This window comes from Streptomyces sp. NPDC026538 (genome assembly GCF_055567535.1).
This window is the reverse complement of record NZ_JBVHQG010000010.1, coordinates 135,866-154,172: the sequence shown is the minus strand read 5'-3', so window position 1 is coordinate 154,172 and position 18,307 is coordinate 135,866. Positions and strand designations below refer to the sequence as shown.

The 18,307-nt window shown below is 70.8% G+C and carries 19 protein-coding genes and 1 pseudogene; 10 read left to right on the top strand and 10 right to left on the bottom strand.

Going from position 1 to position 18,307, the window contains the following annotated elements; all coding sequences use genetic code 11:
- Nucleotides 1-5: 5 nt before the first annotated feature.
- From otsB to ACZ4N4_RS34190, 3 genes are all read right to left on the bottom strand, one after another.
- A complete protein-coding gene (otsB, locus tag ACZ4N4_RS34200; protein ID WP_467596109.1) occupies nt 6-857 on the bottom strand; it encodes a trehalose-phosphatase in 852 nt (283 codons plus the stop codon).
- Between the two features lie 95 nt (nt 858-952).
- Nucleotides 953-1,186, bottom strand: a complete 234-nt coding sequence (locus ACZ4N4_RS34195) for a DUF3263 domain-containing protein (RefSeq protein ID WP_365799610.1) — start codon at nt 1,184-1,186, stop codon at nt 953-955.
- Nucleotides 1,187-1,203: 17 nt separating this feature from the next.
- On the bottom strand, nt 1,204-2,487 hold the full coding sequence (locus tag ACZ4N4_RS34190) for an ABC transporter substrate-binding protein (protein ID WP_467596107.1): 1,284 nt from the start codon (nt 2,485-2,487) through the stop codon (nt 1,204-1,206).
- A gap of 108 nt (nt 2,488-2,595) precedes the next feature.
- Between ACZ4N4_RS34190 and ACZ4N4_RS34185 the strand changes: the two genes are divergently transcribed.
- Nucleotides 2,596-3,534 (top strand): ROK family protein, encoded by a 939-nt coding sequence (locus tag ACZ4N4_RS34185; RefSeq protein WP_467596105.1) that lies wholly within the window; start codon nt 2,596-2,598, stop codon nt 3,532-3,534.
- Nucleotides 3,534-4,760: an N-acetylglucosamine-6-phosphate deacetylase gene (nagA, locus tag ACZ4N4_RS34180; protein ID WP_467596102.1), complete on the top strand. Its 1,227-nt coding sequence runs from the start codon at nt 3,534-3,536 to the stop codon at nt 4,758-4,760. The genes ACZ4N4_RS34185 and nagA overlap by 1 nt, the downstream gene beginning before the upstream one ends.
- Before the next feature lie 59 nt (nt 4,761-4,819).
- Here the strand turns inward: nagA and ACZ4N4_RS34175 are convergent, their stop codons facing one another.
- On the bottom strand, nt 4,820-5,638 hold the full coding sequence (locus ACZ4N4_RS34175; protein ID WP_467596099.1) for an alpha/beta fold hydrolase: 819 nt from the start codon (nt 5,636-5,638) through the stop codon (nt 4,820-4,822).
- 101 nt (nt 5,639-5,739) lie between these two features.
- Nucleotides 5,740-6,405: a DUF4097 family beta strand repeat-containing protein gene (locus tag ACZ4N4_RS34170; protein ID WP_453572521.1), complete on the bottom strand. Its 666-nt coding sequence runs from the start codon at nt 6,403-6,405 to the stop codon at nt 5,740-5,742.
- 230 nt (nt 6,406-6,635) lie between these two features.
- Between ACZ4N4_RS34170 and ACZ4N4_RS34165 the strand changes: the two genes are divergently transcribed.
- Both ACZ4N4_RS34165 and ACZ4N4_RS34160 read left to right on the top strand, forming a co-directional pair.
- Nucleotides 6,636-7,376, top strand: a complete 741-nt coding sequence (locus tag ACZ4N4_RS34165; RefSeq protein WP_467596096.1) for a GbsR/MarR family transcriptional regulator — start codon at nt 6,636-6,638, stop codon at nt 7,374-7,376.
- A gap of 73 nt (nt 7,377-7,449) precedes the next feature.
- Entirely contained in the window at nt 7,450-8,379 is a 930-nt protein-coding gene (locus ACZ4N4_RS34160) for a 1-phosphofructokinase family hexose kinase (RefSeq protein WP_467596482.1), read from the top strand.
- Nucleotides 8,380-8,448: 69 nt separating this feature from the next.
- On the opposite strand, the gene ACZ4N4_RS34155 is transcribed toward ACZ4N4_RS34160, so the two are convergent.
- Together ACZ4N4_RS34155 and cdgB are read right to left on the bottom strand one after the other, a co-directional pair.
- A complete protein-coding gene (locus ACZ4N4_RS34155) occupies nt 8,449-9,381 on the bottom strand; it encodes a CBM35 domain-containing protein (protein ID WP_467596093.1) in 933 nt (310 codons plus the stop codon).
- Between the two features lie 118 nt (nt 9,382-9,499).
- Complete coding sequence (cdgB, locus tag ACZ4N4_RS34150; RefSeq protein ID WP_453572513.1) at nt 9,500-11,149, bottom strand: diguanylate cyclase CdgB; 1,650 nt, start codon at nt 11,147-11,149, stop codon at nt 9,500-9,502.
- A 319-nt stretch (nt 11,150-11,468) separates the two neighbouring features.
- Between cdgB and ACZ4N4_RS34145 the strand changes: the two genes are divergently transcribed.
- A complete protein-coding gene (locus ACZ4N4_RS34145) occupies nt 11,469-12,041 on the top strand; it encodes a flavin reductase family protein (RefSeq protein ID WP_453572510.1) in 573 nt (190 codons plus the stop codon).
- Between the two features lie 234 nt (nt 12,042-12,275).
- Here ACZ4N4_RS34145 and arfB read toward each other — a convergent pair whose 3' ends face one another.
- Entirely contained in the window at nt 12,276-12,704 is a 429-nt protein-coding gene (arfB, locus tag ACZ4N4_RS34140) for an alternative ribosome rescue aminoacyl-tRNA hydrolase ArfB (RefSeq protein ID WP_453572507.1), read from the bottom strand.
- A gap of 181 nt (nt 12,705-12,885) precedes the next feature.
- Here arfB and ACZ4N4_RS34135 point away from each other — a divergent pair, with 181 nt between their 5' ends.
- Nucleotides 12,886-13,461, top strand: coding sequence for a TerD family protein (locus tag ACZ4N4_RS34135; RefSeq protein ID WP_351484356.1), 576 nt, complete (start codon nt 12,886-12,888; stop codon nt 13,459-13,461).
- Between the two features lie 171 nt (nt 13,462-13,632).
- On the opposite strand, the pseudogene ACZ4N4_RS34130 reads toward ACZ4N4_RS34135, so the two are convergent.
- Nucleotides 13,633-13,728: pseudogene (locus ACZ4N4_RS34130) on the bottom strand (transcriptional regulator); the annotation flags it as partial.
- 420 nt (nt 13,729-14,148) lie between these two features.
- On the opposite strand from ACZ4N4_RS34130, the gene ACZ4N4_RS34125 reads away from it, so the two are divergent.
- Genes ACZ4N4_RS34125 through ACZ4N4_RS34115 form a run of 3 tightly spaced genes read left to right on the top strand, consistent with a single transcriptional unit; the run spans nt 14,149 to nt 16,202 of the window.
- Nucleotides 14,149-15,000 carry a helix-turn-helix domain-containing protein gene (locus tag ACZ4N4_RS34125; RefSeq protein WP_467596090.1) on the top strand — a complete coding sequence of 284 codons (852 nt, stop codon included), beginning with the start codon at nt 14,149-14,151 and terminating at the stop codon, nt 14,998-15,000.
- 52 nt (nt 15,001-15,052) lie between these two features.
- Entirely contained in the window at nt 15,053-15,655 is a 603-nt protein-coding gene (locus tag ACZ4N4_RS34120) for a Uma2 family endonuclease (protein ID WP_467596087.1), read from the top strand.
- Between the two features lie 19 nt (nt 15,656-15,674).
- Complete coding sequence (locus ACZ4N4_RS34115) at nt 15,675-16,202, top strand: GNAT family N-acetyltransferase (RefSeq protein WP_467596084.1); 528 nt, start codon at nt 15,675-15,677, stop codon at nt 16,200-16,202.
- Nucleotides 16,203-16,208: 6 nt separating this feature from the next.
- Here ACZ4N4_RS34115 and ACZ4N4_RS34110 read toward each other — a convergent pair whose 3' ends face one another.
- Nucleotides 16,209-17,591: a M1 family metallopeptidase gene (locus ACZ4N4_RS34110; RefSeq protein ID WP_467596480.1), complete on the bottom strand. Its 1,383-nt coding sequence runs from the start codon at nt 17,589-17,591 to the stop codon at nt 16,209-16,211.
- Nucleotides 17,592-17,640: 49 nt separating this feature from the next.
- On the opposite strand from ACZ4N4_RS34110, the gene ACZ4N4_RS34105 reads away from it, so the two are divergent.
- Nucleotides 17,641-18,141: a hypothetical protein gene (locus tag ACZ4N4_RS34105; RefSeq protein WP_365799989.1), complete on the top strand. Its 501-nt coding sequence runs from the start codon at nt 17,641-17,643 to the stop codon at nt 18,139-18,141.
- The last annotated feature ends 166 nt before the right edge of the window (nt 18,142-18,307 follow it).

Below are 18,307 nucleotides of genomic sequence, written 5' to 3'. Positions count from 1 at the left end.
GCCCCTTACGGGGCGCTCAGCTCAGCCAGAGTTTTCAGTAGCCGTACGACTTCCTCCGGGCCGTCTACCACCAGGTCGGCCCGCTCCGCGAGGTCGGTGACCTCCTCGCTGCCGCTGCATACCAACAGGCCCGGGACGCCCTCCGCGCGGAGCTTTTCCACGGCTGCGAAGGCCGGGATGTCGCCCAGGTCGTCGCCCGCGTAGAGGACCGCGCCCGCGCCGATCTCCCGCGCGTACTCGCGCAGCGCCACGCCCTTGTCCATGCCCGGCGGCCGCAGTTCCAGGACCAGGCGGCCCGGTTCGACGATCAGGGCGTGGCGGGTGGCCAGGTCCGTCAGGGGTGCGCGGAGGGACTCGAAGGCGGCCTGGGGGTCGTCGGCCCGGCGGGTGTGGACGGCCACGGCGTGGCCCTTGTCCTCGATCCAGGCGCCGTGCACCCCCGCGCCGTCGAGGACGGCCGGGAGTTCGGCGCGGACGGCGGCGATGCCGGGGTGCGGCGGGGGCGCGGTGATCTCACCGGTCGCCGCGTCCCAGCGTTCGGCACCGTAGTGGCCGAGGACGACGAGGTGGTCCAGGCCGGGGACGCCGGCGAAACCGCCGTAGCGGACGGCGATCTCGACGGGACGGCCGGTGATGACGGCGACGGCGGCCACCTTCGGCGCGAGGTCGGCCAGGGCCGGTACGGCGTCCGGATGAGCCCGCGCCTGCTCGGGGTCGGCGACGATCGGCGCGAGCGTCCCGTCGAAGTCGAGGCCGACGAGCGCGGAGCGGGGCTGCGAGAGCAGGGCCTCGAGCCCTTCGCGACCAGCGGGGGTGCGAGGCGAAGGCAGAGGATTGTCCGTCGGATGCGTACCCATACGGCGACCCTATCGGCGACGCCCGGGACAGCGCGCCCCAAGGGGCGCGGGGAACTGCGCGCTCGGCCCCCACCGGCCCGCACATCCCCCCGGCCTCAGCGATCCATTCGCCGCGCGTCCCGCACCCTCCGCAGCCTGTTCACCGTCACCGGGTCATGGGCCAGCGCCCGCTCGTCGTCGAGCAGGGCGTTGAGGAGCTGGTAGTAGCGCACCGGCGCCAGGTCCAGTTCCTCGCGGATCGCCCGTTCCTTCGCGCCGGGGCTCGGAAAGCCCCGGCGTTCCAGGGCGAGGATCGCCTGTTCGCGTGCGCCCAGTTCTTGCCGGTCCATGCCGAGAACCGTAACGCTCAGCCCGTGTTCGTACGGCTGTCCGCCGCCGCGGCCTCGGACTGGAGCCGGGTGAGTACGGCGGTCGGGTCGCCCGTGGACGTGACCGCCGTGCCTATCTGCGCCTTGACGTCGGCGCTGACCGCGGCCCAGGAGGTCTTTCCGGCCGGGTACAGCTCGGAGGTCGGCAACTGCTCCAGGAAGGGGAGCAGCTGCTTGTCCTGGGCCTGCGGGGAGTCGGTCATCGTCTGGGACGCGGACGTGGTGACCGGCAGCAGGCCGTACTCGCGGGAGAAGTCGAGGACGTTCTTCTCGCTGTAGACGTAGTCGAGGAAGTCACCGACCTGGTCCGCGTGGCCGTTCTGCTTGAACGCCGCCATCCAGTCGGTGACGCCCATGGAGGCGGTGGTGGTGGTCTGGCCGGCGCGGGCCGGCATCGGGACCGTGCCGAACTTGACGCCCTTCTTCTCGGCCTGCTTGATGAGCGTGGGGTGGCCGTTGAGCATGCCGACCTGGCCGTCGGCGAACGCGGCGAACGCCGTCGCGCGGTTCAGCTTTCCGGGCGCCGTCGGCCCGGTCAGGCCCTTGCCCACCAGCTCGTCCTTGAGCCACTTGAAGGTGTCGATGTTCTGCGCGGAGTCGATCGTGTACGTGCCGATGTCGTCGGTGTAGCCGCTGCCGCCGCTGAGCAGCCACTGCATGGTCTCCGCCTGCGCCTCCTCGGGGCCGAGCGGCAGCGCGTACGGGTACTTCACCCCGTGCGCCTTGAGCGCCTCGGCGTCGGCCGCCAGCTCCTTCCAGGTGGTCGGCGGGGTGATGCCGGCCTCGCTGAAGAGGGTCTTGTTGTAGAAGAGGACGCGCGTGGACCCGGCGAAAGGTATGCCGTACTGGGCGTGGTTCCACTGGCCCGCCTCGGCGAGCTGGGAGGGGAAGTCGGCCTGGACCGGGATGGAGAGCAGGTCCCCGGCCTCGTACAGCTTGCCGGCGGCCGCGTAGTCGGCGTACGAGCCGATCTGGGCGAGGTCGGGCGCCTGGCCGTCGGCGACCATCTCCTTGACCTTGCGGTCGACGTCGTTCCACGAGTAGACGGTCACGTCGACCTTCACGTCGGCGTGCTTGGCCTCGTACGCCCTGGCCAGCCGGTCCCAGTACTTCTGGGAGCTGTTGGCGGCGGAGTCTCCGTAGTCGGCGGCGACGAGTCTGAGGGTGACGTCCGAGGATCCGGTCGTCCCACAGCCACCGAGGACCGCTGTCATGCCCGTTGCGGACACCACCGCGATCATTCCTGCCCTACGCCGCCGCACGTGTACTGCCCCTGTCTAACTGTCTCGCTGTTCAAGATGTGGACCCACAAGGTCTACACCACGCAAGTGGACTAGACCTCTTGCGGGTCGGAGGGCCACACTGTTCCCGTGAGACATGTCATCGCCCTGGACGTGGGCGGCACCGGAATGAAGGCCGCGCTGGTCGGGCCGGACGGCGAGCTGCTCCACCAGGACCGCCGGGCGACCGGCCGCGACCGGGGTCCCGAGTCCGTCGTCGCCGCCATCCTCGACTTCGCCGCCGACCTGTACGCGTACGGCGAGAAGCACTTCGGCGAGGGTGCGGCCGCGGCCGGCCTCGCCGTACCCGGCATAGTCGACGAGCCGAACGGCGTCGCCGTCTTCTCGGCCAACCTCGGCTGGCGCGACGTACCCCTGCGCGCCCTGCTCGCCGACCGCCTCGGCATCCCGGTCGCCCTCGGCCACGACGTGCGCACCGGCGGCCTGGCCGAGGGCCGGCTCGGTGCGGGCAAGGGCGCGGACCGCTTCTTCTTCGTGGCTCTCGGCACCGGTATCGCGGGCGGCTTCGGCCTGGACGGCCGGGTGGAGTCGGGCGCGCACGGCTTCGCGGGCGAGATCGGCCACATCGTCGTACGACCGCAGGGCGTGTCGTGTCCGTGCGGGCAGCGCGGCTGTCTGGAGCGGTACGCGTCGGCGGCCGCGGTGAGCGAGGCGTGGGCGAAGGCCACCGGTGATCCGGACGCGGACGCGGCGGGCTGCGCGACGTCCGTCACGTCCGGCGACCCGAACGCCGTCCGGGTGTGGGGAGAGGCGCTGGCCGCCCTGGCCGACGGCCTGGTCACCGCCCTCACCCTGCTGGACCCGCGCGTCCTGATCATCGGCGGCGGCCTGGCGGAGGCGGGCGATGTGCTCTTCCACCCCCTGAGGGAGGCCGTACAGAGCCGAGTGACCTTCCAGAAGCTGCCGACGATCGTCCCGGCGGCCCTGGGAGACACGGCCGGTTGTTTGGGGGCGGGCCTGCTCGCCCAGGACCTACTAGCGACGACAACTCCGGAGGTAACCCCCTGATGGCCGCCAACGAGCCGCACTACAGCGCCCCGCAAGGGGCGCGGGGAACTGCGCGACCAGCCCCCACGCACCCGCAGCCCGGGACGCACGGCCTGGTCCTCGACGGCGCCCGGGTAGTCCTCCCGACCGGAGTCGTCGACAAGGGCCAAGTGGTCGTCGACGGCACGAAAATCGCCGCCACCGCCCCGGAAAACGCCCAGTTCATCGACGTCACCGGCCACTGGCTCCTGCCCGGCTTCGTGGACATCCACAACCACGGCGGCGGCGGCGCCTCCTTCAGCTCCGGCACCGCGGAGGAGGTCCTCACCGGCGTCCACACGCACCGCGTGCACGGCACCACCACCCTCGTCGTCTCCACCGTCACCGACGACATGGACGTCCTCGCCCGCCAGGCCGGCCTGCTCTCGGAGCTGGCCGAGCAGGGGGAGATCGCCGGCATCCACTTCGAGGGCCCGTTCATCTCCCCGTGCCGCAAGGGCGCGCACTCCGAGGCGCTGCTGCGCGACCCGGACCCGGCGGAGGTCCGCAAGCTGGTCGACGCGGCGCGCGGCCACGCCAGCATGGTCACGCTCGCCACCGAACTCCCCGGCGGCATCGAGTCCGTACGGCTGCTCACCGAGCACGGCGTGATCGCCGCCGTCGGCCACACCGACGCGTCGTACGAGCAGACGCTGGAGGCGATCGACGCGGGCGCCACGGTCGCCACCCACCTCTTCAACGCGATGCCGCAGATCGGCCACCGCGCCCCCGGTCCGATCGCCGCCCTCCTGGAGGACGAGCGGGTGACCGTCGAGCTGATCAACGACGGCACCCATCTCCACCCGGCCGCCCTGCAGTTGGCCTTCCACCACGCCGGCCCGGACCGGGTCGCGTTCATCACGGACGCCATGGACGCGGCGGGCAGCGGTGACGGCCGCTATCTGCTGGGCCCGCTGGAGGTCGAGGTCGCCGACGGGGTCGCCCGGCTGGTGGACGGCGGTTCCATCGCCGGCTCCACGCTGACGCTGGACCGCGCGCTGCGGCGGGCGGTGACCATCGACAAGCTCCCCGTCGAGCACGCCGTCGCCGCCCTGTCCGTCAACCCGGCGCGGCTGCTGGGCCGTTACGACCGCGTCGGCTCCCTGGAGCCCGGCAAGGACGCCGACCTGCTCGTCCTGGACGCCGACTTCACGCTGAAGGGCGTGATGCGACAGGGCGCGTGGGTGGTCGAACCCGAGTTGCACTGAAAAGGCGGGCCCCGCCACCTGGATGCGGTGGCGGGGCCGGGCCGGACCACTGGTCGTGCTCAGCGCCGGCCGGGGTCGAGGGCGGCGACCTCGCGTACCGCGTCGGCGACGGCCCGGAAGTCCTTCTTCAGGATCGCGCCGTGATTGCTGGCGACCTTCGCGCTGAGCCGGACGTTCGGCTTTCGCTCAAACACCTGGTCGAGACTGGCGCGGATCTCCTCCTGCTCGTCACCCTTGCTGCCGAGGGACGTCCCGGAGGCGAGCACGTACCGCACCGGGACGGTGATGGCGTCCAGTACCGGTCCCAGCTCGCGTGCGCGGGAGAGCCTGCCGAGTTCGATGTTGGAGTCCGCCATCTGTGCGGGGTTCATCCGCGGGGTCAGGCCCGTCGGGCGCAGCAGCGGCATGAACCAGCCCATCCGCCGGAACAGCTTCCGGATCCGCTGCTCCATGGCCTCGTCCAGCCAGTCGTGCGGTGCGGCGCCGTCGACCAGGACCGCGCCCAGGGCACGCTCCGGGTTCCGGGCCGCCCAGTGCGCCCCGACGACCGCCCCGTAGGACCATCCCACCACCAGCGCCCGCTCCACTCCTCTGGCCGCGAGAACCGCGTCGACGTCCCGGACGGCGGCCTCGAAGGAGTAGTCCGCCGAGCGCCCCGACTTCCTGCCGCGGGCCCGTTCGTCGTAGGTGATGTGCCGCCACTCCGGGCCCAGTTCGGCGACGGTCCGCCGCCAGTAGCCCTGCGTGGCGAACTGGCCGTTGAGGTAGACCACCGGGATTCCGCCGCCGCCGCTGTCGGTGACGGCCAGGGCGGTGTCGTCGACCGGCACCATGCCGGTCCACTGCGAACCGGCCGCGGAAGTGCTGTTCTTCGCCATGTCTGCTCCCTGATCGTGTGAGCGTGTCGGGTACGGCTCCCGCGGGCCCCGCACGTGGATCGGCGGCGGGGCCCTGCCGGGGTGGTCCTGGTGCTGCTTCCTCAGAGGCTGCGGGCGGTGATGTCGCCGCGGGTGGTGGTGGCGCGGATGTCGAGTTCGGCGGTGCCGTCGTTCTTGAGGGCATTGCTGACCCGGCCGTAGCCGGTTCCGGCGTCCAGGGCGGCCGAGACGCCGGCGGCGGCGCCGACCGAGATGTCGCCGTCCTGGGTGCGGAGCACGACCGTGCCGCGCACGGCCTCCGTGATCCGGATGTCGCCCCTGGTGGTGCTGATCTCCGCGGGGCCGCCCAGCCGGCCGATCTCGACGTCGCCGTCGAGCGCGGTGAGGCGGACGCCCGCGGCCTCGTCGATCTTGATCTGGCGGTACGCGCCTTCGAACACGACGTCACCGAGGCGTCCGACACCGCGCAGCTCGGCACCGCTGGTGCGGGCCTCGACGCGGGAGCCGGCGGGCAGCTGGACGGTGACCTCCACGGATCCGGACGGCCCGAAGAGCTGGTTGCCGGAGGCCGCGGCCGTGATCCGCAGGACGCCGTCGGCGTAGACGACGGTGGCCTGCTTGGCGGCCTCGACGTCCCGGCTCTTGGCGGGGTTGGCGGGCAGCACCTCGACGGTGGTGTCGGCGCGGTCCGCGGCGATGAGCTGGACGCGTCCGGCGGGGATCTCCAGGACGACGGAGACCGGGGCGGTGGTGTCGAACTTCTGCATCGTCTTCTCCTGTGACTCGCTGTTTCCGATGAAGGAAAAGCTACGTTGCGTTCACGAATTCGGCAACACACTCGTTGCGCTGCACAGTCGTTTATGCAGCTCACAGCCTAGAAAGTGTTGCATTGACTTTAGAGATGAACGCAACGACGACGGTCCGATCGTTGCAATGAATTGGAAGTGAACGCTATGCTGGGACCGGCAGGACCGCCGAGGCACGAAGGAGACCGCCGATGCCGGGAGGCAGGCTCACCCAGCAGGAACGCCAGCAGATCGCGCTGGGACTGGCCGACGGCCTCGCCTACGCCGAGATCGCCCGCCGCCTCGACCGTCCGACCTCGACGGTCACCCGCGAGGTCATGCGCAACGGCGGGCCCACCGCCTACCGCGCCGACCTGGCCCACCGCGCCACCGAACACCGCGCCCACCGGAGCAGGCAGCCCGCGCCCAAAGTCGCCGGGGCTCCGGCGCCGGCCCACGGACGCGACCCCGAGGCCGTGCGGGAGTACGAGGAGACCCTGACCACCGTCATGATGGCTTCGGGCATGACGACGATGCCCGCCCGCGTCATGGCCTCCCTCACCCTCACCGACACCGGCAGCCTCACCGCGGCCGAACTCGTCGAGCGCCTGAAGGTCAGCCCGGCGTCCGTCTCCAAGGCGATCGCGTTCCTGGAGAGCCAGGGACTCGCCCGCCGGGAACAGGGCGAGGGCCGCCGCGAGCGCTATGTCGTCGACGACGACATCTGGTACCAGTCGATGATGGCCAGCGCCCGGTCCACCGCCAAGATCGTCGAGATCGCCCGGCAGGGCGTCGGCGTCCTCGTCCCCGGCACCCCGGCCGCCACCCGCCTGGAGAACATCGCCCGTTTCCTCGACTTCGTCAGCGAGAGCATCGCCCGCGCGGCGGAGCAGGCCCGCGAGATCCTCCACACCAAGCCCGAGGCGACCTCCCTGGACGGACCTGAACTCTAGGCCGGTCGCCGTCTCTTTGGCATGATCGAGACCCCCGACGGACGGCACGGGCATGCACGACGGAGGTCGCCCGGTGATCCTCACGGTCACGCTGAACACCGCTCTCGACATCACCTACCGGGTCGGCGCACTGCGCCCGCACGCCTCGCACCGCGTCTCCGACGTGACCGAACGGCCGGGCGGCAAGGGGGTGAACGTGGCCCGGGTGCTCGCCGCGCTCGGGCACGAGACGACGGTGACCGGTTTCGCGGGCGGCGCGACGGGGCGCGCGGTACGGGAGCGGCTCGCGGACACCGCGGGCGTGCGGGACGCGCTGCTCCCGGTCGCCGGGCCGACCCGCCGCACGATCGCCGTCGTGGACGAACTGACAGGTGACACGACCCAGTTGAACGAGCCGGGCCCGCAGATAGCACCAGCCGAGTGGGGCGCCTTCCTCGACCACTACGAGGAGTTGCTCCCCGGCACCTCGGCGGTGGCATTGTGCGGCAGCCTCCCGCCGGGAGTACCGGTCGGGGCGTACGCGGGACTGATAAAAGCGGCCCGTTCCGCCGGTGTCCCCGTCCTCCTCGACACCAGCGGGGAGCCACTGCGGCGCGGGGTGGCCGCCCGCCCGGACCTGGTCAAGCCGAACGCCGTGGAACTGGCCGAACTCACCGGCTCCCACGACCCGTTGCGCGCCACCCAGGACACCCGCCGACGCGGCGCCCGCACGGTGGTCGCCTCCCTGGGCCCGCAGGGCCTCCTGGCCCTCACCCCGGAGGGCCGCTGGCGCGCCACGCCTCCGACACCGCTTCACGGCAACCCGACCGGCGCAGGCGACTCGGCAGTCGCCGGCCTGCTCTCCGGCCTGGTGGAACACCTTTCCTGGCCGGCCCGCCTGACCCGCGCCCTCGCCTTGTCGGCGGCGACCGTGGCGTCACCGGTGGCCGGCGAGTTCGACGGCCCGACCTACGAGGAGTTGCTGGGCCAGGTCACGGTGACGGGCGGGATCACAGTGGCGTAATACCGCCTGCAAGGGTTCCTGCCTCCCTCCGGGCGGCAGGAACCCTTCACGCGTTTCGGGGCTCGGCCGTTACTTAGTCAGGTAGACCTGGTCCAGGACGGCGTTGCACTGGTTGCCGTCGTTGCAGGCAACCGCGATCGTGTTGGTGCCCTGGTTCAGGGTGACGTTGGCCCATGTGGTCTTCCAGCCCTTCTCCCAGTTGCCTGCGGGAGTGTTGCCGAAGTTCTTCATGTTCAGCGGCTGGGAATTGGCCTCGCCGTTGACCAGCAGAGTGGCGTTGGCGTCCGCGCCGGGGACGCCGTAGCGCACATACAGCCGGTAGGTGCCGGCCTTCTGGATGCCGTCGACGGTCCAGGTGACCTTCGCCCCGACCTGGTTGAAGCCTGTCACATAGATGCCGCCGTCGGCCTTGGCACCCTTGAACTCGGACGCCGTGGTGGTCCCGCCCTCCAGCCGCAGCGCCTTCGCATCAGTCTTCGGCAGTTCACCCGACGCCGACACCGAGCTGGTGCTCGATGGGCTCGGGGAGGCGCTCTGGGACTGGGACGGGGACGTGGAGGCGTCGCCGCTCGCCTTGTCGTCGTCGCCGTTGCCGTTCATCATCGCGACGCTGATGCCTATGACGACCGCCGCCACCACCGCGATGGCGCCGATGAGGAGGCCCTTGGTGTTGGGGCCCCGGCCGCGGCCCGGCGGCGGCGTCTGCTGGCGGGTGGTCGGCGCGCCGCCCGGGAAGGTCTCCGGGGCCTGGTAGGCCGCGCTCGGCGGCTGGCCATAGCCGGGCTGCTGCTGCGGGATGGTCTGGTTGCCGCCGTACTGCGGGGCCTGCTGCCCGCCGTAGCTGCGTTCGCCGACCGAGCGCACCCTGCTGACCGCGTTCGGGTAGCCGTAACCACCGGAGCCGGACGGCGGCTGGGCTCCTCTGGCCTGGCCGTCGGCGTACAGGTAGCCGAACGGGTCGTCGTCCTCGGGCGTGCTCGCGCCGTTGTCGCCGGGCGTCATCCCTTGGTACTCCTCAACAGGTGCGGGCGGATGCGGTACAGGTATTGAGAGTCGAGCCTACCCGGTCTGACTGACCCAAACGGGTGACTCGGACCGCATCAATGCTATGACCTGGGGATCATCCGGCACGGCGATGCTGTTTGGGACGAGATCGTTTCTCTACGTACATCCGCTCGTCGGCGGATTTCAGGACTTCGTCCGCCGACATGCCGCAGTGCGCCCACCCGATGCCGAAGCTGGCGCCCACCCGGACCGCCCGGCCCTCGGCGCGGATCGGCTGGATGATCTCGTTGCGCAGGCGTACGGCCAGGTCCTGGGCGTCGGCCTTGCCGAGCCCGTCGGCGAGGATCACGAACTCGTCGCCGCCGAGGCGGGCCACCGTGTCCCCGTCGCGCACCCCCCGGCTGAGCCGCCGGGCGACCTCGATGAGGACCGCGTCGCCCGCGTTGTGCCCGAACCGGTCGTTGATCGACTTGAAGCCGTCGAGGTCGCAGAAGAGCACCGCGAGCCCCTTGGCGCCGTCGTCACGGCCGTCCTCGGGGGCGACAGTGTGCACATGGTGGTCGAAGCCGTCGTACGACTGGGTCGACGCGGCGAAGTCGAAGCCGTGGCCGTTGGCGTCGTAGGCGGGGTGGCCGTAGGCCGCGTCCAGGGACTCCAGGCCGTCGCTGTCGGCGCGCCGGCAGAGCCGGGAGGCGAGCCGCGAGCGCAGCTCGGCGGAGTTCGGCAGGCCGGTCAGGGAGTCGTGGGAGGCGCGGTGGGCGAGCTGCAGCTCGCGGCGCTTGCGCTCCTCTATGTCCTCGACGTGGGTGAGGAGGAAGCGGGGGCCGTCGGCCGCGTCGGCGACCACGGAGTTACGGAGCGAGACCCAGACGTAGGTGCCGTCGCGGCGGCCGAGGCGGAGTTCCGCGCGGCCGCCCTCCGCCGACGTGCGCAGCAGGGTGCCGATGTCCTCGGGGTGGACCAGGTCGGAGAAGGAGTAGCGGCGCATCGCGGAGGCGGGGCGGCCCAGCAGGCGGCACAGGGCGTCGTTGGTGCGCAGTATTCGGCCGTGCTGGTCGCCGCCCATCTCGGCTATCGCCATGCCGGAGGGGGCGTACTCGAAGGCCTGCCGGAAGGACTCCTCGCTGGCGCGCAGGGCCTGCTGCTCGCGCTCCAGGCGGACCAGGGCCCGCTGCATGTTCGCACGTAGACGCGCGTTGCTGATGGCTATCGCGGCCTGGAAGGCGTACATCTGCAGGGCCTCGCGGCCCCAGGCGCCGGGATGCCGGCCGTTGCGCGGGCGGTCCACGGAGATCACGCCGAGCAGTTCGCCGCACGAGCTGCCCGATATGCCGGGTGTGTACATGGGGGCGAAGAGGCGGTCCGAGGGGTGCCACTCGTCCTCGAAGCGGGGCGCGGGGCCGTCGGTGTACCACTGCGGGACGTCGTCGTCGTCGAGGACCCAGCCCTCGGTGTGCGGTATGAAGACGAGGTCGCCCCACTTCTCGCCCATGTTCAACCGCCGGTCCCAGGAGTCACGGGAGCCGACCCGGCCGGTGATCAGGGCCTCGGCGGCGGAGTTGCCGGACAGGGCCGCGACCACGAGATCGCCGTCGGGGCGTACGAGGTTGACGCACGCCATCTCGAACCCGAGGGCGGTGATCACGCCGTCGGCGACGGTCTGCAGGGTGTCCGCCAGACTGCGGGCCGTGTTCATGTCGGCCATGACCTGGTGCAGTTGTCGCAGGGACGCAAGACGGACGTAGGGTTCCGACTCGGTCTCCATGTTCGCCCTCCCCCCGAGACCTCGCAGCGAATCAAGGGTCTGCTTCGGCGCTACTTTTCCCAGCCACTGAATCACAGTGCGCTGCTCACTCGGTACACAGGGTCAACAATTAATGCCCCTTGTGACTCAAGTCACAGTAGAACATGAGCAATTGCGTGGAGTTTCTGCGTTTTCCCTGTGCGTTTACTGAACACAGCCTTTGTAGGTGTGTGCACATGATGCACGTTACGAGCTTTCACCACCCCGCCCTTGGTCCTAGGACCCGGCTCGGGCCGATGGCCGATGCGGACGCACAGGGGCCGACACTAGCGTTTCCGGCGTGCTGAAGACTCCCTCCCCCACCGCCACAGAAGCCACCGGGCATGCTGTGGGGGTGAGCAACGAAGCGTTCAAGGCGGCCTTGGCCCGGCTCGCCGCGGGCGTGGTCCTGGTGACCGCGCAGGAGCCGTCGCTGGACCCGGACGACCCGCTGGCGCCGACGGGCGAGGACGTCGGCATGACCGCCACCGCGTTCATGTCGGTCTCGCTGGATCCGCCATTGGTGCTGGTCAGCCTGCGTGAGGGCTCCCGGATGGACGACCTGCTCGACGAGCAGCCACGGTGGGCGGTCTCCGTGCTGACCGAGAGCCAGCGCCACATCGCCGGCCGCTTCGCGATGAAGGGCCGCATCAGCGACCGTCTGCTCTTCGAGGACATTCCGTACGTACGCGGCGAGGCCTCGGGCGCGCCCCTGGTCGGCGGCGCCCTCGCGACCCTGGAGTGCCGCACCGAGCAGCGGGTGACGGCAGGCGACCACACCCTGGTGATCGGCCGCGTCCTCACCGCCGACCTCCCGAGCGCGGAAGGCGGACCGCTGATGTATTTCCGGGGCCGGTACCGGCAGCTGGAATGAAACCGCGCGGTCTGTTTTTCAATTCCGCGGGCACTCTTTCCTCGGACACGCTTTCCGCGGGCGCGGACCGAAAGGCCGTTCCGGGACGCGATACACGCGATGCGATCGCGAACGAACGTGAAAGACATGACCCGTGCCGGGCGACGACCGACCGGTCGCGACCGAGAATCCCGGTGATCTCGGAATGCCGGTGATCTCACCGCGGAGAAGATCTGGCAGATCCGGAGACGGCCGTCAGGACCAGTCGCGGCCCGAGCGGCCCCGCTTGGTGTCCGAGCGCTGCTTCTTCTCGCGCAGCCGGCGTTCGTTGATGCCGCGTGGGATGCGGGTCGGGGTGCGGGGCTTGGGCGGGGGCGCGGTGGCCTCGGCGAGGAGGGTCGCGAGGCGCACCGCCGCGGTCTCGCGGTTGCGCCACTGGGAGCGGTGCTCGGACGCCCGTACGACGACCACGCCGTCGACGAGCCGACCGGCCAGCCGTGCCAGCGCCCGCTCCTTCCACACCGGCGGCAGCGCCGCCGTGTTCGCGAGGTCGAAGCGCAGCTCCACCTGCGAGTCACTGGTGTTGACGTGCTGCCCGCCTGGCCCGGACGACCGCGAGAAACGCCAGTTGAGCTCGGCCTCGGGGAGCGAGACGGAGCCGCGGATGAGATACGGACCGGACATGCCCCCATGGTCGCGCGCCTGACCGGCACACGTCACGCGAATATCGCCCCTCACCCGTTTGGCAAAGAAAGTAAAGCGAGCTGGAACCTTCGGTACCCCTCGTGGCGTTCATACGGGTAGCTGTAGCTTCAAGCCCGTACGCCGCACGGCCGTACGCAAACGAGGGAAAGGACTCCCGACCATGGCTGTAAGCCTGTCCAAGGGTGGCAACGTCTCGCTCACCAAGGAGGCTCCAGGCCTGACCGCCGTCACCGTGGGCCTCGGCTGGGACGTCCGCACCACCACCGGCACGGACTTCGACCTCGACGCCTCGGCGATCGCGGTCAACACGCAGGGCAAGGTCTACTCCGACGCCCACTTCGTCTTCTTCAACAACAAGCAGACCCCGGACAACACGATCGTCCACACGGGCGACAACCGCACGGGTGAGGGCGCCGGCGACGACGAGGCGATCAACGTCAACCTGGCGGCCCTCCCGGCCGACATCGACAAGATCGTCTTCCCGGTCTCGATCTACGACGCGGAGACCCGTTCGCAGAACTTCGGCCAGGTCCGCAACGCCTACATCCGCATCGTCAACCAGGCCGGCGGCGCCGAGATCGCGCGCTACGACCTCTCCGAGGACGCGGCCACCGAGACCGCGATGGTCTTCGGCGAGCTGTACCGCAACGGCGCGGAGTGGAAGTTCCGCGCGGTGGGCCAGGGCTACGCCTCCGGCCTGGTCGGCATCGCCCAGGACTTCGGCGTCAACGTCTGACGGTCGCCGCGCTGTACGGGAGCCCCTGGCCGGGTGGTTGCGGCCGGGGGCTCCCCGCTTCCGCTCACTTCACGGGCGCGGACGCGTACGACACGAAGGCCGCGCAGGCGGAGGGGGTCAGGGCGAGCCGGGGGCCAGGGCTCCACGTCAAGTCGGCGGAGGCCTTGCGGATCATGTTTCTCCGAGCAGTTGCTCGATGAAGGCCGACGACTCACGTGGTGAGAGCGCCTGCGCCCGGATGGCGCCATACCGCGGCTCAAGGATGCGCGGACACCCGGGGTGACCGCACGCCGCACACCCAACCCCCCTCACCGGACGCCGAGTCGGGCCGGGGCCTCGTCCTCGTGGAGGCGCTCGCCGACAAGTGGGGCGTGGCACCGGGGCTGTCGCCGCGCAAGACGGTGTGGGCCGAGATCGGGGTGTCGCCGTAGCCCGGAAACGCGGGCGTCGGTGGCGAGGGACGTCACCACCTAAGGAACGACGGGGAGAAAGAACTCCCGCCAAGCCCCACCCCTCCCGCCCGTCGCGCAGAGTCACTCCCGCGAGTGAATATGCCCAACTCGGCTGGATTTGAGGCGGGTTGCGTGCCCTACGCTCAGCGCGACAACCGCAGAAAAACTTCGGCCCTCGCCGGGACGGGCAATCCCAGTGCGAGGGCCTGACCACCTAGGAAGAACGACCTTCCCGATGGATACGAAAAACCCTAGCGCGCCCTCGTGCGCCGAGCCCCGTGTTGCCGCCAAGAAGCACCCGAACCGGGGGTCCGGCGGCCTCATGCACGACAACTCCCGCCACACCTCCCACTTCGTGGTGATCGGCAACCACCTGGCCCAGCACCCCACCCTGTCGGCGCTCGCGATCGGCTTCGGCGTGCACATCCAGTCGCTTCCCAAGGGCGCCCGGGTGGACATCAAGAGCCTGGCGGCCCGCTTCCCGGAGGGCAGGGACCGTATCGCCGCCGCGCTGAACGAGCTGGAGGCCGAGGGCTATCTGCGGCGCGAACGCGAGCGGATCGCCGACGGCCGGATCATCACCCGCACGGTCTCCTGCAACCAGCCCGGCCACCGCGCCCGCCGATCCGAAGCCGTGGCACGACCCGGGACACCGCAGAAGCCCGCCCGCAAGAAGGCCCTGCCACCCGTGCCGCGCCCGGCCTGCCCCTCCCCCGCGCTCCTCCAAAATGCCCTGGACCTGCTCGCATCCCTCCGCCGCCACGACTCACGGTTGCTGCTGTCGGCCGTCGAGGCGGCCCACCTGGCCCCCGGAGTCGCCGCCTGGCTGGAACGCGACGCCGCCCCCAGCGCCGTACGGCACGCCCTGACCGCAGACCTGCCGGCCGAACCGCTCCACAGGCCCGCCGCCCTCCTGGCCCACCGCCTGACGGACCGGCTGCCCGCGCCACCACCCTTCCGCGCACCGGCTCCGCCACCAGCCGTGCCCACCCGGATCCACAACTGCGACAGCTGCGACCGAGGCTTCCGCTCCCCGGCACCTGGACTCTGCCGTGACTGCCGAACCGACCTCCCGGAGGAGACCTAGCATGAAGGCGACGATCCTTGCCCCTGGGCACAGACGACGAGGAGCGAGCGCCATGACCATCGCACCGGACAACGCGCGGCAGGGCGCCTCCCACCTCTACCGGACGATGCGGGACTTCGTGCACTCCACGGACGACACCCTTCCCGGCAAGTTCGAGATCACCAAGGAAGGGATCGTCCTCGACATGATGTCGCCCTCGAAGCCGCACGAACTCACCGTGCTGCGCGTCCGGCAGCGGCTGGAGAAGGTGATGCCCGAGACACTGGTGGCTCATACGGGCGAACCCGACGTCGAGGACGAACCCGAGGGGGTCATGCGCCGCCCCGATGTGATGGTGATCAGCGATGCGGAGATGGAGGGAGACGGTTCCTTCGATCCCCGCTCGCTCGTCGCCGCCGTGGAAATCGTCTCGCGCTCCAATCCGGACAACGACTGGGTCTCCAAGATGCGCGACTATCCCCTGATCGGCATCCCCGTCTACGCGGTCTTCGACCCCCGCACCGGCACCGGCGCCGTCCTCACCGACATCCACCCCACCCCCGACGGGCCGCGCTACGCGACCCGCAAGGACTTCGTCTACGGCGAGGACGTCACCATCGGCGACTGGACCATCGCGACGGACGGCCTGCCGCGCTACCCGCCTCCGGGCGGGTAGCGCCGGATAGGTTGCCGACATGATCCTCGCCCCGCTCCCCCTCACCCCCGACCACGACATCCCGGGCCCGCTCCTCACCGAGCTCACCGCGCTGTACGCCTCCGATCGGGAGTTCCAGGCGCTCAGCGGGGACTTTCCGGATCCGGACGACATCCGGCCGAATCAGGTGGCCGGTGCGCTGGCCGACGAGTTGGCGAACCCGGACGTGGAGGTGCTGCTGGCGCGTGCCGAGGGGCGGCTGGTCGGGGTGGTGATCACGCTGGCCCGGCACCCTGATCCGGCCGACCCGGATCCGTGGATCGGACTGCTGATGGTCGACGCGGGGGCGCGGGCGCGGGGGTACGGGCGGCGGATCGCGGAGGGCGTCGAGGAGAGGTTCCGGGCGGCGGGGCGGGACGCGCTGCGGCTCGCCGTGCTGGAGAACAACCCGAAGGGGCTCGCCTTCTGGACGGCCCTCGGGTACGAGGTGATCGGGCATCGCCCGGACCGGCAGCTCGGGCGGCCGTGTGCGGTGCTGCGCAAGGAGCTGACCAGGACGGAGGGGTGACCGGGCCTACGGCCGGGACGGCTTGCCGTCGCCGTACAGCCAGGTCTTCCAGATGGCGGAGAAGTCCTTGCCGGGGGCCTTCTTCTCGACGTACGCGGTGAACTCGGCGGTGTCCGCGTTGCCGTGGCGGTGGGTGGCGGCCCAGCCCTGGATGATGTCGTAGAACGCGTCGTCGCCGACGGCCTGGCGGATCTTCTGCAGGACCATCGCGCCGCGGTCGTACACGGGCGGGTCCGAGATGTGCGCGGCGCTCGACGGCTCGGCGGGCGGGAACGCCCACAAGCCGCTGTCCCCGGAGCCCGCGTAGACCTTGTCGAAGGTCTGCTGGGCGCTCGGGCCGCCGTGGTCCTCGTCCCAGAGCCACTCGGCGTAGGTCGCGAAGCCCTCGTTGAGCCACATGTCCCGCCAGGTCCTCGGGGTGACGGAGTCGCCGTACCACTGGTGGGCGAGTTCGTGGACGAGGGTCGCGGTGTCCGGGGCGCCGGGGAAGACGGGCCGGTTCTGGGTCTCCAGGGCGTACCCGGAGTCCGCCGGGCGGTCCACGATCGCGCCGGTGGAGGAGAAGGGGTAGGGGCCGAAGTTGTACGCCTCCCACTCGATGATCTCGGGGAGCTTCGCCAGCACCGCCCGGCTCGCCTTCACCTGCGTCGGGTCCACGGCCGTGTACACCGGCAGGCCGTCGGAGAGGGCGGAGCGGGTCACCGTGTAGTGGCCGACGGCGACCGTGGCGACGTAGCTCGCCATCGGCTCGGCGGTGTGCCAGACGAAGGTCGTACGGCCGTTCTTCGTCGTCTCGCTCTTCAACTCCCCGTTGGAGACGGCCTGGAGGCCCTCGGGGACGGTGACCGTGATGTCGTACGACGCCTTGTCGGAGGGGTGGTTGTTGCCGGGGAACCAGGCCATGGCGCCGACCGGCTCGCCGAGGCCGAGGGCGCCGTCCGCGGTACGCAGCCAGCCCTCCTTCGAGCCGTCGGGGTCGGTGATCGTCTCCGGGCGGCCCGAGTAGCGCACGGTCGTGCCGAAGGTCTCGCCCTTGTCCAGGTCGTCGTGCGGGCGCACGGTCAGCTCCTGGCCGGCCCGGTTCCAGCGGGCCTCCCTGCCCTCGACGGTGACCTGGTCGACGTGCAGCCCCCGGAGGTCGAGGTCGAACGCGGACAGGTCCCGCGTGGCCCGGGCGGTGATCACGGCGGTGCCGGTGAGGCGGCGGGTGGCGGGGTCGTAACCGATGTCCAGGGCGTAGTGGCTCACGTCGTAGCCGCCGTTGCCCGCCTTCGGGAAGTACGGGTCGTGGACGCCCGCGCCGCCCGGGGTGCCGTGCACCCCGCCGTCGCACGCGGCCAGCACGAGGCAGAGCAGGACGGAGGGGAGAACGGGCACGGACCGGGGCATGGATCGGGGCACGCACGTGATCGTAGGACGCCATGACACCATCGACGACGTGCTCGACATCGGCTACGCCCTCTCCAACCGGTTCCCGGACCCGCCCCAGACCGACTATCGGCGGGTGGACGTCCACGCGCTGCGCCACGACCTGTTCTGCGGGGACGTCTACCTCGCGGACACCAAGGCGGACCGGGAGCTGTCCACAGCCTGGGGATGGGTCCCGGTGCTCGACTTCGCGTGGGCGCTGTGCGACATCGTGGAGCGGATCGACCGCGACCCGGCGGGGTCCCGGGCCGCCCGGCCGCAGCACGCGGAACTCGACTTCACCGAGTCCACCGACCGCATGCTCTTCGAGCGTCGCTTCGGCTGGGTGGACGTCGAGGCGGACTGGATGCCGGCCGAGGAGCCTCCACTCACCTTCTCCCACGCCGAACTGCGCCGGGAGGCACGGGACTTCCTGCACGATCTGATCGCCGACCTCACCGACATGCACGAGGGCCTGGCCGACAATCCGGCGATCTGGACACTCCAGGCCCGCTTCCCGAGGGTGTCGTAGCCTTCCGGACGCCTTCCGGGCCCACTCCCGGACGCCTTCCCGGACGCCTCCCGCGCGCCCTTCCCAGGCGGTTGAACGACCTCCGGATGTACGGAAGTTGACTGCCCACCGAGGCGGGAGTGACAAGTGGGGCCGGAGTCGGCGGAAGGCGTTCCGCCCGACCCGG

Excerpts from the sequence above, each read along its gene's own strand:
- otsB (WP_467596109.1), bottom strand. The coding sequence starts at position 857 with ATGGGTACGCATCCGACGGACAATCCTCTGCCTTCGCCTCGCACCCCC.
- ACZ4N4_RS34195 (WP_365799610.1), bottom strand. The coding sequence starts at position 1,186 with ATGGACCGGCAAGAACTGGGCGCACGCGAACAGGCGATCCTCGCCCTG.
- nagA (WP_467596102.1), top strand. The coding sequence starts at position 3,534 with ATGGCCGCCAACGAGCCGCACTACAGCGCCCCGCAAGGGGCGCGGGGA.
- ACZ4N4_RS34175 (WP_467596099.1), bottom strand. The coding sequence starts at position 5,638 with ATGGCGAAGAACAGCACTTCCGCGGCCGGTTCGCAGTGGACCGGCATG.
- ACZ4N4_RS34170 (WP_453572521.1), bottom strand. The coding sequence starts at position 6,405 with ATGCAGAAGTTCGACACCACCGCCCCGGTCTCCGTCGTCCTGGAGATC.
- ACZ4N4_RS34165 (WP_467596096.1), top strand. The coding sequence starts at position 6,636 with ATGCCGGGAGGCAGGCTCACCCAGCAGGAACGCCAGCAGATCGCGCTG.
- ACZ4N4_RS34155 (WP_467596093.1), bottom strand. The coding sequence starts at position 9,381 with ATGACGCCCGGCGACAACGGCGCGAGCACGCCCGAGGACGACGACCCG.
- cdgB (WP_453572513.1), bottom strand. The coding sequence starts at position 11,149 with ATGGAGACCGAGTCGGAACCCTACGTCCGTCTTGCGTCCCTGCGACAA.
- arfB (WP_453572507.1), bottom strand. The coding sequence starts at position 12,704 with ATGTCCGGTCCGTATCTCATCCGCGGCTCCGTCTCGCTCCCCGAGGCC.
- ACZ4N4_RS34135 (WP_351484356.1), top strand. The coding sequence starts at position 12,886 with ATGGCTGTAAGCCTGTCCAAGGGTGGCAACGTCTCGCTCACCAAGGAG.
- ACZ4N4_RS34125 (WP_467596090.1), top strand. The coding sequence starts at position 14,149 with ATGGATACGAAAAACCCTAGCGCGCCCTCGTGCGCCGAGCCCCGTGTT.
- ACZ4N4_RS34120 (WP_467596087.1), top strand. The coding sequence starts at position 15,053 with ATGACCATCGCACCGGACAACGCGCGGCAGGGCGCCTCCCACCTCTAC.
- ACZ4N4_RS34115 (WP_467596084.1), top strand. The coding sequence starts at position 15,675 with ATGATCCTCGCCCCGCTCCCCCTCACCCCCGACCACGACATCCCGGGC.
- ACZ4N4_RS34110 (WP_467596480.1), bottom strand. The coding sequence starts at position 17,591 with ATGCCCCGGTCCGTGCCCGTTCTCCCCTCCGTCCTGCTCTGCCTCGTG.